Genomic DNA, 13,703 nt, shown 5'->3' with positions numbered 1-13,703 from the left:
TCCTGGTCGATGGAGGACCTCAGGCTGCTCCCGCCCGTTGACCACGCTCTGGGAAGACCTGTGAGAACCCTGGGAACCGCGCGGCCGCACGGAGGCGCCGACCAGCGCGGATGGGGAACACCGAGGCGGCGGTACGGAACGGACTCACAGCGGATTCTCAGCTTCGGCGGATCACTTGGCGTCCGGCTCCGGGTCGTCCAGGGCGCGGGTGTCGCGCAGCTCGACGTAGGGTTCCTCGGTCTTCGGCAGGCCCGCGGCGATGGCGCGGCCGCGTTCGAGTTCGGCGTTCAGTTCGGCGCCCAGCAGGATGGCGACGTTGGACATCCAGACCCACACCAGGAAGATGATCAGGGCGGCGAGGCTGCCGTACGTCTTGTTGTAGGAGCTGAAGTTCGCCACGTAGAACGCGAAGCCGGCCGAGGCGGCCAGCCAGATGACGATCGCCAGGACGCCGCCCGGGGTGACCCAGCGGAACCTCTGCTTCGCGTTGGGCGCCGCCCAGTACAGCAGGGCGAACAGGAAGCTCGTGATCACGAGCATGATCGGCCACTTGACGATGCCGAAGACCCGGACGGCCGCCGAGCCCGCGCCGACCAGTTCGCCGGCGCGCTGGGCGATCGGGCCGCTGATCACGACCGCGATGGCGCAGGCCGACAGCAGGACGAGCGTCGTCAGTGTGACGCCGACCCGGATCGGCAGGGTCTTGTAGATCGGGCGTCCCTCGCCGACGTCGTAGATCGCGTTGGAGGCCCGCATGAACGCCGCGACGTACCCCGAGGAGGACCAGATCGCCGCGCCCAGGCTGATCAGCGCGATCAGGCCCGCGCCGCCGTGGCTGCGCTGCAGTTCGGTGATCGCGTTCGTCAGCACCTGCTCGACCGCTCCGGGGGCGAGGTCGCCGACGTTGGTGATCAGGGACTGGGACACCGACTTCCCGGCCAGCCCCACCAGGGAGACGATCACGAGCATCGCCGGGAAGATCGACAGGATGGCGTAGTAGGTGAGGGCGGCGGCCCAGTCGGTGATGTTGTCGCGGCGGAACTCCGACACCGAGCGTTTGACCGCGCCCCACCAGGTGGAGGCGGGCAGGTCGGTCGGGGAGGCGGGCGCGTCGGTGGTGTCGTCCGTGCTGGTGCGGTCGCTCATCCGGAGTCCTCCGGTCTGGCCGGGATCACCGGCGGGGGGTTGATGGGGGTGTCGTCCGGTGACCGGGGTCCCGGCCATCGGGTGGGGTGGAGAACGTCGTCGTACGCGACGGGCTCGACGTCGCCGGCCGGGCCCGGCGGCGTGTGTCCGCTGCGGGGACGTCCGGGCGCGCGGCTCGCCCTCACCGCCGTACGACGATCGCCGTGTACGGCGGCCCGTGACGGTCGCCGCCGCTCAGGTCACGCGGGGACCTGGGGCCCGGCCTGCCGCGCGGCCTCGCAGACGCCCATCGGCGGCCGGCGCCCGCCCGCGAGGATCGCGGTGGGGTCAGGGGCAGGCCCCGCTCGCGCGGCGCGGTTCGCCGGTTTCGGTCCGGCCCGCCGGCCGGCCGGTGGTCGGACCGGCCCTCGCGGCCCTGTCGGCTCGTCGGCCCCGTCGGCCGGGGGGGTCAGGTGTCCGAAGGGTCAGGTGGCCTTGCCGTCGCTCCGCCGGTGCACGAGATAGCCGTGGTTGAGGGCGGCCTTCACCGCGCCCGCGATCGCGCCCTGGATCGTCGCGGCGATCAGGATCTCGGTCCATCCGCGGTCGAGGTCGCCGGCGTCCGGGGTGTCCTCCTGCCCCGCGACCAGCTTCCACGTGCGCTTGAACAGCGCGCCCGCGATCAGGCCGCCGGCCATGCCGAGCGCCGCCGAGATCGGCCGGGACATCGAGTCGGGTCTGCTCATGAGCGCCTCCTCAGCCGCCATACCCACAGGCCGGCGGCGGCGAACGCCCCGGCCACGGCGTACAGCACCGCCGGGCGCTCGCCCACGGCGCTCGCGGCCCTGCGGGTCGTACGGCGGGCCGGCTCGGGGACGGCCCGGCCGGCCCGCTCGCGTACGCGCGGCGCCTTCTCGCGCGCCGTGTTCGTCAGCGAGGTGAACGACCCGCCGACCCGCTCACGCACCTCGGTCGCCTTGCCCCGTACGCGCGTGGGCACGTCGGCCTTCGCCGCCAGCGCCTCCACGGTCTCGGCGAGGTCCTGCCGGGTCTGTTCGATCCCGGCGGCGAGCTCCTCGCGGTCCGGCCGCGCGGGCTCCGTCGCCGGGCGTTCCTCGCTCGGGGAACCGCTCTGCGTCATGGTTGATGCCTTTCGCTGAGGTGGTCTTTGATCTCGTGTACGTCGGTCTTCACCGACGCGGTGGCCTGCTCGGGCATGGGGGGTACCGCCTGCCCGAACTGCCGGCGGCCCGCCAGCGACAGCACGCCCGCGACGGCCAGCAGCACCACGCCGACGACCAGCGCCGACAGCCACACCGGCCATACGAGCGACAGTGCCGCGACCCCTGCGGCGATGAGTACCGCGCCGCCGTAGACGGCGACCACCCCCGCGCCGCCGAACAGACCTGTGCCGATTCCGGCGTGCTTGCCCTTCTCGACCAGTTCGGCCTTTGCCAGCGCCAGCTCCTGCCGTACGAGATCGCTGATCTGCCGGCTCGCCTGAGCGACGAGTTCGCCGGTCGACGCGTCCTCCGCCGGTCCGGCCGTTCTCCGGCCAGGACGGACGTTGCCTGGTTCGCTCACCGTGCCTCCCCCTTCCGCGACGTCGCGTTACAACTCGTCGGAGGCGCCAAGTACCCGTGGAGAACGCCCCCAATCCAGCGACGACATGCGCGGCTACGCCACGTTGCAGACGAGGACTATCGCGATCGGCCGTGCGAGGGGCGGCGCCGGTCGCGGTCTGTGCGATTTATTGGGCCGATCGTGAGCATCGGCGGGAACACCCGGCAGGGCACCACGGCGTGCGGGTGGAGGATCTCGCGGAGTTCGCGCCGCGTGTTGATCCCGAGTTTGCGGTAGATCTTCTGCAGGTGGTTGTGCACCGTGCGCACGGACAGGGCGAGCGTCTCGGCGATCTCCTTGCTCGCGATGCCGGCCGCGGCGAACTCCGCGATCTGCTGTTCGCGGGCGCTCAGCGGCGCCGGGGTCTCGGTGCCGGCCAGGAGAGGGGTGCGGACCGCCGGCCTGCGGGTCTCGTACGCGGCGGCCTCCCGCGCCGCGGCGGCGGCACGGCCGGGCTCGCGGGTACGCCGCCAGAGCGCCGCGGCCGCGGCGGCGGCCTCGGCGGCGGCGAGCTCCTGCCCGGTGTTCGCCAGGACGCCGGCGGCGGTGAGCAGGTCGCCGGGGTCCCCGGCGGCGAGCGCGGCGGCGAACCGTGCCCGCGCGGGCGCCAGGTCTCCGTCGCACACGTCGGCGAGGTCGGCGAGCCGGGCCGCGACCTCGGCGGCGCCGCCGAGCCGGGCGACGTCGGTGAGCAGCAGCGCCTCACTGGCGACGTGACCGGTGGCCCGCGCGATCCCGGCGGCGTCGGTCAGTACGGCGCGGGCCTGGGCCTGCCGTCCGCGCGCGGCGAGTAGCCAGGCCTCGCCGATGCGCTCCTCGGCGACGGAGAGGAAGAGCGGGGTGAGGAGGGGCAGCGTGGCGTTCTCGGCCAGCGCGGCGTCGGCGGCGGCCAGGTCACCGACCGACGCGGCACACGCCGCGAGACCGGCGTTGAGCAGCCGGAGCGCCCGGACGTATCCGGCGCCGCGGGCGAGGGAGGACGCCTCGGCCCACCACCGCCGCGCGAGACCGGGACGCCCGGCCAGCCACGCGGCCCGCCCGAGCACGACCCCGGTCTGGACCCGCGCGAGAACCCCGCCGGGGTCCTCCCCCGCACCGCCGGCACCGGCCGCGAAGCCGCCCTCCAAATCGGGCCCGGCCTCGCCCATCGACGCGACTCCGGCCGCCGGCCGCATGACGCCGCCGCCGGGATCCTCTCCGCCCCGCGCAGGCGGCCCGTCGGGCCGGGGATACGCGCGGCGGGACTCGCCCTCCGTGAGCCCGACGGCCTCCGTCAGGCGGCCCGCCTCCGTCGCCGCCAGGACCCGGTCCGTGCCGTGCGCCGCCGGGTGGGAGAGCGGGCGCCTCGCGCACGACCGGTACGCGGCGCGGGCGTGTTCGGACCACCGGGCCGCCTCGTCGCTCCGGCCCGTCAGGGCCAGGCCGACGGCCTTCGCCCGCGCCCCCGCGAGCCACGCCTCGGCGTCCACGGTCTCCGGCGCGAGGTCGGCCAGCAACGTCAGCCCGGCGCCGACCTGGCCCAGCGCGATCCGCGCGTACCCCTCGTGGACGCGCAGCGAACGACGGCCGGCGGCGGTCGCCACGCGGCCACGCGCGGCCGTCGTGACCTCCAGGACCTCGCTCACGCCCGCGCCGCCGTACAGTAGGTTGATCACCCGGATCAGCGCGACGGCGAGCACCTCGGCCTCACCGAGCGGCTCGTCGGAGAGCTTCGCGAGTACGGCCTCGGCCTGCTCCCAGCGGCCCAGCCGCGACAGCGCCTCGCCGGTCAGGGTCCGGGTCGCGACGGTGTGCTCCTCCGGCGGCAGCGCGCCGAGCAGCCTGAGGGCCGCGCCGAAGTCGCCGGCCTCGCGGGCCTGCGCCGCGCCCGCCGCCAGGAGAGCCGGGCCGGCCGTGCCGGTCGCGGTCAGCTCCCACGCGGCGAGGCGCATGGCGTCGCCCCGGCGCCGGGCGCCGGCCGCCCGCGTACGCGCGCACTGGTCCAGCAGCAGGGTACGGCGGCGCAGCGGGGACAGGCCGGCGCGCAGCACCGTCCCGTGCAGTGGATAGGCCAGCGTCAGCGTCGTGCGGCGCCGGTCCTGGCCGGCGCGGATCAGGCCCGCGGCATCGAGGTCGGCCAGCGTCTCAGGGGAGGCGACGGATGAGGCGTCGAGCGGTTCGCACAACGCCAGGAGTTCGAGCGCCGGCCGACCGGCCGGTACGGCGGCCAGCCGGGCCTCGACGAGGTCGGTCAGCGCGGGCCCGGCCGGCGGGTCCCCGGCGAGTTCCCAGATCTCCCCGTCGCAGGTCAGCGCCTGCGACTGGACCGCCCACGTGACCAGTTCCCGCAGGTAGCGAAGGTTTCCCCGGGTGGCGGTGTGCAGCGCGTGCCGGGCGCCGCGCGCGACGGGGCCGCCGAGGGCCGCTTCGAGCACCGCCCCGGTCCGCACGGGGTCCAGCTCGGTCAGGTCGACGCGGTGGACGGCGCTCCCGCCGGCCAGCGCCGCGGATGCCGCGCCGCCCGGTTGTCCCGAGCGGACCGTGCCGATCAGGCGTATGACCCGGGCGTCCATGAGCTGCCGCAGCAGGACCGTCGACGCGGCGTCCAGCAGGTGCAGGTCGTCGACCAGGAGCGCGTACGGCTGCCGCCCGGCCAGCGCCTCGGCCGCCGCCGCGAAGCCCCGTACCGGATCGGCCAGGTCCACCCCGGCCGGGATCAGGTGGGCGATCGCGCCCAGCGGCACCGGCGTGGCGGCGGCGGTCGCCGTCGCGCGCCCGCCCCGGGCGCCCAGGCGTACGGCGCGGGCGAGGAACGCCTCGGCCAGCCGTGACTTCCCCACCCCCGCCCCGCCGGAGATCACCACCCCCTGGATCTGCCGGTCCGCCCACACCCGCTTGAAGACGTCCAGCTCCCCCTCGCACCCGACCAGCGGCCACCGCGAAGCCCCCGTACGCATGCAACCCCCAACGCGAATCTCCGCCGGTCCGCCCCGTGGCGGGTCCGGCAATTCATGGGACGTCCCGTCGGTGAAAGGAGTTCGACCCGTGGACGGAGATACGTTGTTTAATCCAGATTAATTAAGCTATATTAAGGAAAATGGACGAGACAGTGCGGGATCTGCGGCTGACGATCGGCCGGATCTCACGGCGCCTGCGGCAGCTCTACGCGGCCCGATCGGGAGAGGACGACGTCACGTTCATGGAGCTGGCCGTGCTGTCCCGCCTGGAGCGCCACGGGCCGATGACGCCCGGCGCCCTCGCGGCGGACGAACGGGTCACGGCGCAGGCGATCGCCCCGGTCGTCACCAGCCTGGAGCAGCGGGCGCTGATCACCCGGTCGCCCGACCCGGATGACGGACGGCGGGTGATCGCCGCCCTGACCGGCGCCGGCCGCCGGCTGCTCGAGAGCCGGGAGCAGTCGATCATGTCGCAGTTCGCCCGGTCGATGGACCGGGTCCTCGACGACCGGGAGCGGCGGCAGGTCCTCGCCGTCGTCCCGCTGCTCGAACGGCTCGCGGACGACCTGTGAACGACCACGAGGAGGAGCGGGACGTGCCCGACCAGATCAGTGACGACGTACGGGACTTCTTCGCCCGGTTCGAGACGGCCGGCAACCGGCTCGACCTGGACGAGATCTCCGGGCAGTTCGCCGAGACGTTCATGAGCGCCGAGCCGGGCGGCGTACGGGCGGTGCCCAAGGCGGCCTTCCTCGCCGCGCTCCCGGCCCGCGAGAGGCTCTTCGCCTCGATCGGCGCGACCGGGATGCGGCTGACCCGCATCGCCGAGACCCCGCTCGACGACCGCTACGTCCTGGTCGACACCGAGTGGGAGACCGAGCCGGTGACGGACGAGAGCCTGACCCTGTCCTCGGCGTACGTCCTGCATCGCGCCGAGGACGGGTCACTCCAGGTCGTCTTCTACCTCAACCACCAGGACATCATGGAGGTCCTGCGGGAACGCGCGGCTCAGTAGCCGACGTAACCGCCCGAGTGGTGCAGGATGTTGCGGATGCCGGGCACGTTCGACAGCGACCCGTACCGGTGGAGGGCGTACCTCGTCCCGGCGATGATGTTGTCGACCGGGTTGTAGACGCTCGTGTGCCCGGGCAGCGCGTAGCTGTTGAAGGTCGGGTCGATCGTCTGCATCAGGCCCTTGGACGGGTGGCCCGCCGCGGCGTTGGAGTCCCAGAGGTTGATGGAGTTGGGGTTCCCGCCCGACTCGTACTGGATGATGGTCGCGATGTAGCCGGCGTCCTGCGGGCTCAGGTTGATGCCCTGCTGCCGCAGGATCTGGATCGCCTGGTTGATCCAGTCCGCCACCTGCCCGCTGGGACGCTGCATCGGCGGCGCGCCGCTCGACCCGTAGTCGCCGTTCCAGCCGGCGCCGCCATGGCCACCACCGCTGCCACCGCTGCCACCGCCATTCGCGCCGTTCCGGCCGCCCGCCTTGCTGGGATCCAGGGCGTTGAGCGCCTTGGTCACGCCCGCGTCCACGCGCGTCGCCCGGTAGACCGCGGCGGTGATGCGGGTCTGGAGCGTCGAGGCGTGGTTGTTGATCGTCGTGACCTCGTCCGGCTTCTTGTCCTTCGTCAGCGTCGCGGGCACCGTGACGTCGCCCGAGTCGCTGACGTTGAAGCCCGCCTGCGTCGCCTCGTTCGTCGCGGTCACGAGGTCGTTCTGGGCCTCCTCGAAGTCCTGGCCGGCCTGGATGAGCACGGTCTCGACCGTCTTGAGCTGGCTCGCGGAGGCGGACAGGTCGACGTGCGCGTCCGCGACCCTGCCGCGGGCGAGCTCGGACGTGAGGCCGCCCCAGTGCGGTTCGGTGATGTGCTGGCCGACACGGTCGTTGAGGTACCCCGCGTGCTGGAGGGCCGTGTCCGCCCAGTCCTTCCACGCGGCGGCACTCTGGTGGAACATCGCCGGGTTGGCGTCCTTCAGCTGGCGGTAGGTGACCATTCCGTCATGATCCCTAATTCAGACGCTCGTTGACGGGGTTCTGGTCTCCTCGCCCGATTTCGTCTCGGCGAGCGTGTAGGTCGTGTGGCTCTCCGCCAGCCGGGCGCCGATCCCGTGGATGGCGTCGGCGTGCCCGTGCAGATGGTTCGTGAAGCGCCCGTGGCACTGCGCCAGCGCCGCCGCGCACTGCATTCCCTCATGGCCCGAGACCGCGGCCACACAGCCCGGCGCCAGCTCGCCGGTCCTTTTCCGCAGACCTCCGGCGGTCTCGACGGCGCCCTCGGTCGCCGCCGACAGCCTGCCGAGATGCACGAACCACCCGGGGTCCTGTGTCACGTTCCGCCTCCTGCCTCTGTCACCGTACGAAAGCACTCAATGGGTGAAGTTTTCCACCATTCCGCCGGATCGAGAAAGATCGGCACGCCGTGATGCGGGCGGCGTGGCCGCCGCCCGCATCCGCGTGCATCCGGATCTGTCAGGAGACGCCCAGGTCATCGGCGTAGACGTTGCCCTGGGCGTACCAGCCGTGGATGTAAACCGTCACCGCCCCGGACGAACCCGTGGTGAACGGCACGGTCAGCTTCGTCCAGCCCGCGGAGGAGGCCCAGGTGCTCGCGGTCGCGCCGCCGGAGACGCCCAGGTACGCGTAGTTCCCCTGGACCCAGCCGGTGAGCGTGTAGGCGTGGCCCGGCTGCAGCGTGAGCGTCTGGCCGCACTCACCCGTCTGGGAGGAGGTCGGCGCGACGAGGAGGGCGTGGGCGCCCGAGTGCACCGGCGAGCCGACGGTCGTGCCCCCGGGCTGGCAGGTCCACGGAGACAGGCCCGACTCGAAACCGCCGTTGACCAGCGAGCCACCGCCGGACCCGTTGACGGTCAGGGTGAACGTCGTGCTGTGGCTGCCCGAGGCCGCCTTCCCGGTGACCGTGATCGGATAGGTGCCGGGCGCGGCGGCCGACGTCGTCGTCAGCGTGAGCGTCGACGTGCCGCCCGCGGTCACCGAGGCGGGGCTGAGCGAGGCGGTGACACCGGAGGGCGCGCCGCTCGCCGTCAGCGCGACCGACTGCGCCGATCCGGAGGTCACCGCCGTGCGTACGGTCGCGGTGGTCGAGCCGCCGGGGTTCACGGCCGCCGAGGACGGCGAGGCCGAGACCGAGAAGTCGTTGCCGGGCGTGCCGCCGCCCCCGGTGAACGGTTCGAACGCGTGGCTGAAGAACCAGGTGTCCTGGGAGATGCCCGAGCAGTTGCCCGCGCCCCCCGTACCGGGGCATCCGCCGTTGTCGCGCTGGAGCGCCCAGAACGACAGCGTGTTGATGCCCGTGCCGGCGGCCCACTGCTCGACCGGTGCGGCGTCGGCGGTGGTGAACGTCTCGGCCGGCCCGAAGTCGTCGATGCCGGGCATCTCGGTGACGCCGATCCTGTTCCACAGCGCCGTCGAGCTCGTGCCCGGGTACAGCGCGGCGAGCTGGCCGTGCAGGCCGTTGGCGGCGCTCTTGGTGTCGTTGGCCATCTCGTGCGCGGCGTTGTCGTAGTAGTCGAACGTCATGATGTTGACGACGTCGATCCGCGCGCCGTTGGCGACCGCGTTCTGCAGCACGGCGAGGCCGCTCTGGCCGAGCCCGCCGGTCGTGGTCGGCAGCGTGTAGGAGAACTGCACCGTACGGCCGGTGCTCGCGGCCCAGTCCTCGACCTGCTTGACCGCCTTGTTCCGCCGGTCGATCCCGGCGGTGTTGTTCAGGGAGTTGTCCTCGGTGTCGAGGTCGATGCGGGTGATGCCGTACGTCGTGATGACCTTCTCGTACGCGGCCGCGATCTGGCCGACGTCGGTGCAGCTGTCGGCGATCTCGGTCCCGGTGTTGTCGGCGGTGTAGCCGCCGAAGGAGGGGATGACGTCGCCACCCGCCGCCTGCATCGAGGCGATCGACGAGCCGAAGGAGGACGAGGCGATCGGGCTGTTGCCGTCGCCGTTCCAGTACGGCGTGCACGATCCCTTGGTGGTGGCCTGAATGAAGGCCATGGTGAGGTACTTCGAGCCGGACTGCTGGGCGAGGGCGGCCGGGTCGTCGCCCGTCCAGGCCTCGAAGTAGGGGGCGAACACATGACTGGGCAACGGCGCCGCGACGGCGGCCGTCACGTTGACGGTGACGAGGCCGAACGCGGCGAGTATCAGGGCGGTCGCGGCGAGGACCGCACGCGGGAGCGTACGTGGTCGCATGGAGGGGGCTCCGCATCGAGAGGCGTGACGCGACGGCGCGCTCCGCCCTGGGGCAGGCGGGCGCGCCGAAGCCCTGGCGCACGGCCAGGAGGAATGTCACGACGTTGGACGATCAGGGCTGCGGATCCGCGTGCGCACCATGGTCAGACCAGGCGAGATTTCTGTCAAGGTTCTTAACAGTTAACGCCCTGTGTCACCGCGGGACGCGTCCGCCGCCTCCTGGCGGGCGGGCAGGTCAGACGGTTTTGCGGGCGACGGCGGTCCAGCCGGCGTCGGTGGGGAACTCCCCGCCCTCCGGCCGCCACTCGTGCAGCAGGACGACCCCGGGATCGACGATCTCCATGCCGTCCAGGAACGACGTGACCTGCTCGCGGGTCCTGGCGACGAAGGGAGAGCTCGCGCTCGCGGAGCGGTACGCGGCGCCGACCTCGACGTTGCGCCGCTCCTCGACCGCGGCGTGGGAGAGGATGACCTGGCCGCCGGGGCGGAGCGCGTCGCGGTAGCGGCGCACGAGAGCCGCCGGGTCCTCCTGGTCGGGGATGAAGTGCAGCACGGCGACGAACAGCACGCAGAGCGGCCGGTCGAAGTCGATCAGTTTGGTCACGTGCGGGTCGCCGAGGATGGCGTCCGGGTCGCGCATGTCGGCCTCGACGACCGCCGTCTGCTCGTCGAGGGCGAGCAGCGCCCGCCCGTGGGAGCTCACCACGGGGTCGTTGTCGACGTAGACCACGCGGGCGTCCGCGTGGACCGACTGCGCGATCTCGTGCACGTTGCCCTGCGTCGGCAGGCCCGCGCCGAGGTCGAGGAACTGGTCGATGCCGGACTCGGCCACGAAGCGCACGGCGCGCTGCAGGAAGAGGCGGTTGGATCGTGCCACCCCGGCCACGCTGGGAAGCGCGCGGCTGACCTCTTCGGCGGCCCGGCGGTCGGAGGCGAAGTTGTCCTTGCCGCCGAGGAAGAAGTCGTACATGCGGGCCACGCTCGGGATGTCCGGATCGAGCGTCACGGACGTCTCCGGGGGCTCGGCGTCCGCGGCGCTCGCCATCCAGTCAGTCATCCGCGCTGCCCTCTCGTCGACCCCGTCACGCCCGATTCCAGAATCAGACTCTAACGGGGAACCACGCCCGGTTCGGAGGAGGTCTCCCCCGTGCTATGGGCCAGTGGCGCGCTGACGAGCCCGCGTCCGCCTCTTAGTAAGGTCGCGGGATGAGCGACGCGGACGGGCCCCTGGAGACGGTCGACGAGTCATGGTCCAACGCGCTGGCCGTCGTCGCGCACCCCGATGACCTGGAGTGGGGCGCCGCGGCGGCCGTCGCCCGGTGGACCGGGCAGGGCAAGCGGGTCGTCTACTGTCTCGCGACGAGCGGCGAGGCGGGCATCGACGCGATCCCGCCGGAGACGGCCGGCCCGCTCCGCGAGGCCGAAGAATGCGCGAGCGCGGCGCTGGTCGGCGTGGACGTGGTCGAGTTCCTCGGCCATCCGGACGGGACGCTGGAGTACGGGCTCGGCCTCCGCCGCGACATCGCCCGCGCCGTACGCCGGCACCGCCCCGACGTCGTGATCACCGGCAACCACCACGACGTCTGGGCACCGGGCGTGCCCAACCAGGCCGACCACATCGCGCTGGGCCGCGCGGTGATAGACGGGGTACGCGACGCCGCGAACCGCTGGGTCTTCCGCGAGCTGCTCGACGAGGGCCTGCCGCCCTGGCGGGCGGGCCGGATTCTGGTCGCCGAGAGCCCGTACCCGACGCACGGCGCCGACGTCACCGAGACCTTCGCCGCGGGCGTCGCCTCGCTCCGCGCCCACGCCGCGTACCTCGCCGGCCTGGGCCCGGACGCGACGAGCGACCCGGAGGAGATCCTGGAGAAGGTCACCCGCCCGGCCGGCGCCCGGATGGGCACCCGCCACGCGGCGGCGTTCGAGGCGATCGACCTGTAGCCGGCGCGCTCAGAACCGTGTCGTCGCGTCGGTCCGTGCCTCCCGGCGGACCTGGGCCGCGCTGAGACCGTGGACGCTGCGTAGATCGGCCCCGGTCAGGTCCGTGCCGGTCAGGTCGGCACCCTCGACGTCGGCCTCGACGTCGACGGCCGGCCGGCCGCCGAGAGGGCGAGCCCATGGGCGGGTGGTCCTGGGAGTGGGCTCGCACGCACGCGGCCAGCACCTCGGTGATGGTGCGACGGTCGCGAGTGGCGGGCCGGGTCCGGTGAAAGGGCAGAGAAATGGTGGCCTATGGCGGCCTCTTGGGGAATATGACGGACTTTTATCGCGCACTTTGATTGACAATTCTTGGGCTTGCCGTTCCGTCACCCTGGGTAGACAGCGGATCGTTAGTACAGACAACTGATCTGGGGGATCCATGAAGTCTGCTCGATCCACCGTCGTCGGCCTGCTCGCCGGCCCGGCGATGGTCGTCGGGGCCCTGGCGGGGGCCGCGCAGGCGGCGCAGGCCGCCGCGCCCGCGAGCCACGCCTCCTCTGCCTCGAACCACCACGACCACGACCATGACCACGGCTGGGACCACGGCCGCAACCCGCGGTGGGGCCACGACGACCCCCGCTCGAACCCGCGCAACGGTGACCACTACGACCCGCGCTGGGGCTACTACCGCCACGACACGCGGTGGGGCTACTACCGCTACGACCCGCGGATCGGCCGCTATCACTGGGACCACCGCTGATCGCCCGATGAAGACGGCTCGCCGTCGCCCCGCGGGTCACGGGGCGGCGGCGAGCCCCCGTCAGACCGGTGTCCCGTCGGCGTCGATGCGGCCCTCCGCGAGGGCCAGGGCGAGTTCGAGCCGGGACGCGCACCCCGTCTTGGCGTACACGCGGGTGAGGTAGGCCTCCACCGACTTCACGCTCAGGTGCATGGCCCCGGCGATCTGGCGGTTGGTACGGCCCGCACGGATCAGCCCCGCGAGCTCCCGCTCCCGTGGGGTGAGGAGCGGCCCCCCGCCGCCCGGAGGCTCCGTACCGCAGCCGTCTCCCAGGTGCTCGCGCACCTCCCGGCAGTCGCCGGTCAGCGCGCCCAGGCCCGCCGACGTGGCGAGTTCGTGCGCGCGGCGTGCGGCGCCCGCGTCCCGGGTGGCGCGGGCCTCGGTCAGGCCGGCGAGGACGCGCGTCAGCGGGTCGTCCTGCCCCAGCCGGGCGAACCCCGCGTGTGCCTCGGCCACCGTCCCGGTCGCGCCCGCGCTGAAGGCGATCTTGGCCGTGCGGTGCAGCAGCAGCGGGACGACTCCCTGGTGGCCGTCGCGCCACGCCGCCGCGGTCGCGGTCCGCAGGCGGTTCAGCGCGACGGCGGGCTCGCGGTCCAGCCCGGCGAGCGCCCAGGCGGCCAACGCGACGGGCGCCGCGCCGTCGAGAGCGCCGGCGATCCGCCGGGCGGCGTCGAGCCGTCCGCTCTTTCGCAGCACCTCGGCCCGGATCGCGAGCGTCACGGCCGCGGGCACCGGCGGCGGCATCTCCTCCAGCCGCGCCGTACGGGCCCGGGCCGCCTCCCGGTCGCCGGACGCCCAGTCGCAGACGAGCGCGGCCTGCTCCCACTGCGGCGCGAGCGCGGCGATGCCCGCGGCGTGCAGCCGCGAGCGTGCCTCGTTCAGGTCCCGCCGGGCACGGCCGGGACGGCCGGACGCCGCGGTGAACAGCGCCGATGACGTCAGAGCGGTGACCTCGGCGGCCGGGTGGCCGGGGGGGGGGGGGGGGGCGCCCCCCCCCCCCCCCCCCGCGCCCCCCCGACCGGCAGAGACCCCCCAGGACACACACAAACCCACTCTAAGAGGGTTGGGGGGGGGGGGGGGGTGGCTGTGG

16 protein-coding genes are annotated in these 13,703 nt (G+C 73.3%); 5 read left to right on the top strand and 11 right to left on the bottom strand.

The features are described from left to right. Window positions 1–171: 171 nt before the first annotated feature. Complete coding sequence (locus tag QWU11_RS43835) at window positions 172–1,146, bottom strand: YihY/virulence factor BrkB family protein (protein ID WP_290120520.1); 975 nt, start codon at window positions 1,144–1,146, stop codon at window positions 172–174. An 86-nt stretch (window positions 1,147–1,232) separates the two neighbouring features. Here QWU11_RS43835 and QWU11_RS43830 point away from each other — a divergent pair, with 86 nt between their 5' ends. Further along, entirely contained in the window at window positions 1,233–1,367 is a 135-nt protein-coding gene (locus tag QWU11_RS43830; protein WP_290120519.1) for a hypothetical protein, read from the top strand. Between the two features lie 243 nt (window positions 1,368–1,610). Here QWU11_RS43830 and QWU11_RS43825 read toward each other — a convergent pair whose 3' ends face one another. The 4 genes from QWU11_RS43825 to QWU11_RS43810 all read right to left on the bottom strand — a co-directional run bounded on the left by QWU11_RS43825 (window position 1,611) and on the right by QWU11_RS43810 (window position 5,684). After that, a complete protein-coding gene (locus QWU11_RS43825; RefSeq protein ID WP_290120518.1) occupies window positions 1,611–1,871 on the bottom strand; it encodes a DUF4235 domain-containing protein in 261 nt (86 codons plus the stop codon). Further along, window positions 1,868–2,266, bottom strand: a complete 399-nt coding sequence (locus QWU11_RS43820; RefSeq protein ID WP_290120517.1) for a DUF3618 domain-containing protein — start codon at window positions 2,264–2,266, stop codon at window positions 1,868–1,870. Before QWU11_RS43820 ends, QWU11_RS43825 begins: the two co-directional genes overlap by 4 nt. Then, complete coding sequence (locus QWU11_RS43815) at window positions 2,263–2,709, bottom strand: phage holin family protein (RefSeq protein ID WP_290120516.1); 447 nt, start codon at window positions 2,707–2,709, stop codon at window positions 2,263–2,265. The genes QWU11_RS43820 and QWU11_RS43815 overlap by 4 nt, the downstream gene beginning before the upstream one ends. 116 nt (window positions 2,710–2,825) lie before the next feature. Beyond that, window positions 2,826–5,684, bottom strand: coding sequence for a LuxR family transcriptional regulator (locus tag QWU11_RS43810; RefSeq protein ID WP_290120515.1), 2,859 nt, complete (start codon window positions 5,682–5,684; stop codon window positions 2,826–2,828). Between the two features lie 140 nt (window positions 5,685–5,824). Here QWU11_RS43810 and QWU11_RS43805 point away from each other — a divergent pair, with 140 nt between their 5' ends. Together QWU11_RS43805 and QWU11_RS43800 are read left to right on the top strand one after the other, a co-directional pair. Then, complete coding sequence (locus tag QWU11_RS43805) at window positions 5,825–6,256, top strand: MarR family transcriptional regulator (protein WP_290120514.1); 432 nt, start codon at window positions 5,825–5,827, stop codon at window positions 6,254–6,256. After that, window positions 6,253–6,699 (top strand): hypothetical protein, encoded by a 447-nt coding sequence (locus QWU11_RS43800; RefSeq protein ID WP_290120513.1) that lies wholly within the window; start codon window positions 6,253–6,255, stop codon window positions 6,697–6,699. Before QWU11_RS43805 ends, QWU11_RS43800 begins: the two co-directional genes overlap by 4 nt. Here the strand turns inward: QWU11_RS43800 and QWU11_RS43795 are convergent. The 4 genes from QWU11_RS43795 to QWU11_RS43780 form a co-directional block, all read right to left on the bottom strand. After that, a complete protein-coding gene (locus QWU11_RS43795) occupies window positions 6,693–7,682 on the bottom strand; it encodes a transglycosylase SLT domain-containing protein (protein WP_290120512.1) in 990 nt (329 codons plus the stop codon). The genes QWU11_RS43800 and QWU11_RS43795 overlap by 7 nt on opposite strands. Window positions 7,683–7,700: 18 nt before the next feature. After that, window positions 7,701–8,018 carry a hypothetical protein gene (locus QWU11_RS43790; protein ID WP_290120511.1) on the bottom strand — a complete coding sequence of 106 codons (318 nt, stop codon included), beginning with the start codon at window positions 8,016–8,018 and terminating at the stop codon, window positions 7,701–7,703. Window positions 8,019–8,157: 139 nt separating this feature from the next. Next, entirely contained in the window at window positions 8,158–9,894 is a 1,737-nt protein-coding gene (locus QWU11_RS43785) for a carbohydrate binding domain-containing protein (RefSeq protein WP_290120510.1), read from the bottom strand. Window positions 9,895–10,129: 235 nt separating this feature from the next. Beyond that, window positions 10,130–10,951, bottom strand: a complete 822-nt coding sequence (locus QWU11_RS43780) for an SAM-dependent methyltransferase (protein WP_290120509.1) — start codon at window positions 10,949–10,951, stop codon at window positions 10,130–10,132. A gap of 149 nt (window positions 10,952–11,100) precedes the next feature. Between QWU11_RS43780 and QWU11_RS43775 the strand changes: the two genes are divergently transcribed. Continuing rightward, window positions 11,101–11,835: a PIG-L deacetylase family protein gene (locus QWU11_RS43775; RefSeq protein ID WP_290120508.1), complete on the top strand. Its 735-nt coding sequence runs from the start codon at window positions 11,101–11,103 to the stop codon at window positions 11,833–11,835. Between the two features lie 9 nt (window positions 11,836–11,844). Here QWU11_RS43775 and QWU11_RS47580 read toward each other — a convergent pair whose 3' ends face one another. Beyond that, the gene (locus QWU11_RS47580) at window positions 11,845–12,255 is read right to left on the bottom strand and encodes a pentapeptide repeat-containing protein (RefSeq protein ID WP_354670953.1); all 411 of its coding nucleotides are present in this window, start codon (window positions 12,253–12,255) and stop codon (window positions 11,845–11,847) included. On the opposite strand from QWU11_RS47580, the gene QWU11_RS43770 reads away from it, so the two are divergent. Then, on the top strand, window positions 12,254–12,574 hold the full coding sequence (locus tag QWU11_RS43770; RefSeq protein ID WP_290120507.1) for a hypothetical protein: 321 nt from the start codon (window positions 12,254–12,256) through the stop codon (window positions 12,572–12,574). The genes QWU11_RS47580 and QWU11_RS43770 overlap by 2 nt on opposite strands. Window positions 12,575–12,634: 60 nt before the next feature. Here the strand turns inward: QWU11_RS43770 and QWU11_RS43765 are convergent, their stop codons facing one another. Beyond that, window positions 12,635–13,654: a helix-turn-helix transcriptional regulator gene (locus QWU11_RS43765; RefSeq protein ID WP_290120506.1), complete on the bottom strand. Its 1,020-nt coding sequence runs from the start codon at window positions 13,652–13,654 to the stop codon at window positions 12,635–12,637. Between the last annotated feature and the right edge of the window lie 49 nt (window positions 13,655–13,703).

The organism is Actinomadura sp. DC4 (genome assembly GCF_030406325.1).
Classification (GTDB): domain Bacteria; phylum Actinomycetota; class Actinomycetes; order Streptosporangiales; family Streptosporangiaceae; genus Actinoallomurus.
The sequence above is the reverse complement of the archived record's forward strand: the minus strand, read 5'-3'. Positions and strand labels throughout refer to the sequence as shown.

Bases quoted from the DNA above. Each gene is read 5' to 3' on its own strand.
- QWU11_RS43835 (WP_290120520.1), bottom strand. From the start codon at position 1,146: ATGAGCGACCGCACCAGCACGGACGACACCACCGACGCGCCCGCCTCC.
- QWU11_RS43825 (WP_290120518.1), bottom strand. From the start codon at position 1,871: ATGAGCAGACCCGACTCGATGTCCCGGCCGATCTCGGCGGCGCTCGGC.
- QWU11_RS43820 (WP_290120517.1), bottom strand. From the start codon at position 2,266: ATGACGCAGAGCGGTTCCCCGAGCGAGGAACGCCCGGCGACGGAGCCC.
- QWU11_RS43810 (WP_290120515.1), bottom strand. From the start codon at position 5,684: ATGCGTACGGGGGCTTCGCGGTGGCCGCTGGTCGGGTGCGAGGGGGAG.
- QWU11_RS43805 (WP_290120514.1), top strand. From the start codon at position 5,825: ATGGACGAGACAGTGCGGGATCTGCGGCTGACGATCGGCCGGATCTCA.
- QWU11_RS43795 (WP_290120512.1), bottom strand. From the start codon at position 7,682: ATGGTCACCTACCGCCAGCTGAAGGACGCCAACCCGGCGATGTTCCAC.
- QWU11_RS43785 (WP_290120510.1), bottom strand. From the start codon at position 9,894: ATGCGACCACGTACGCTCCCGCGTGCGGTCCTCGCCGCGACCGCCCTG.
- QWU11_RS43780 (WP_290120509.1), bottom strand. From the start codon at position 10,951: ATGACTGACTGGATGGCGAGCGCCGCGGACGCCGAGCCCCCGGAGACG.
- QWU11_RS43775 (WP_290120508.1), top strand. From the start codon at position 11,101: ATGAGCGACGCGGACGGGCCCCTGGAGACGGTCGACGAGTCATGGTCC.
- QWU11_RS43770 (WP_290120507.1), top strand. From the start codon at position 12,254: ATGAAGTCTGCTCGATCCACCGTCGTCGGCCTGCTCGCCGGCCCGGCG.
- QWU11_RS47580 (WP_354670953.1), bottom strand. From the start codon at position 12,255: ATGGATCCCCCAGATCAGTTGTCTGTACTAACGATCCGCTGTCTACCC.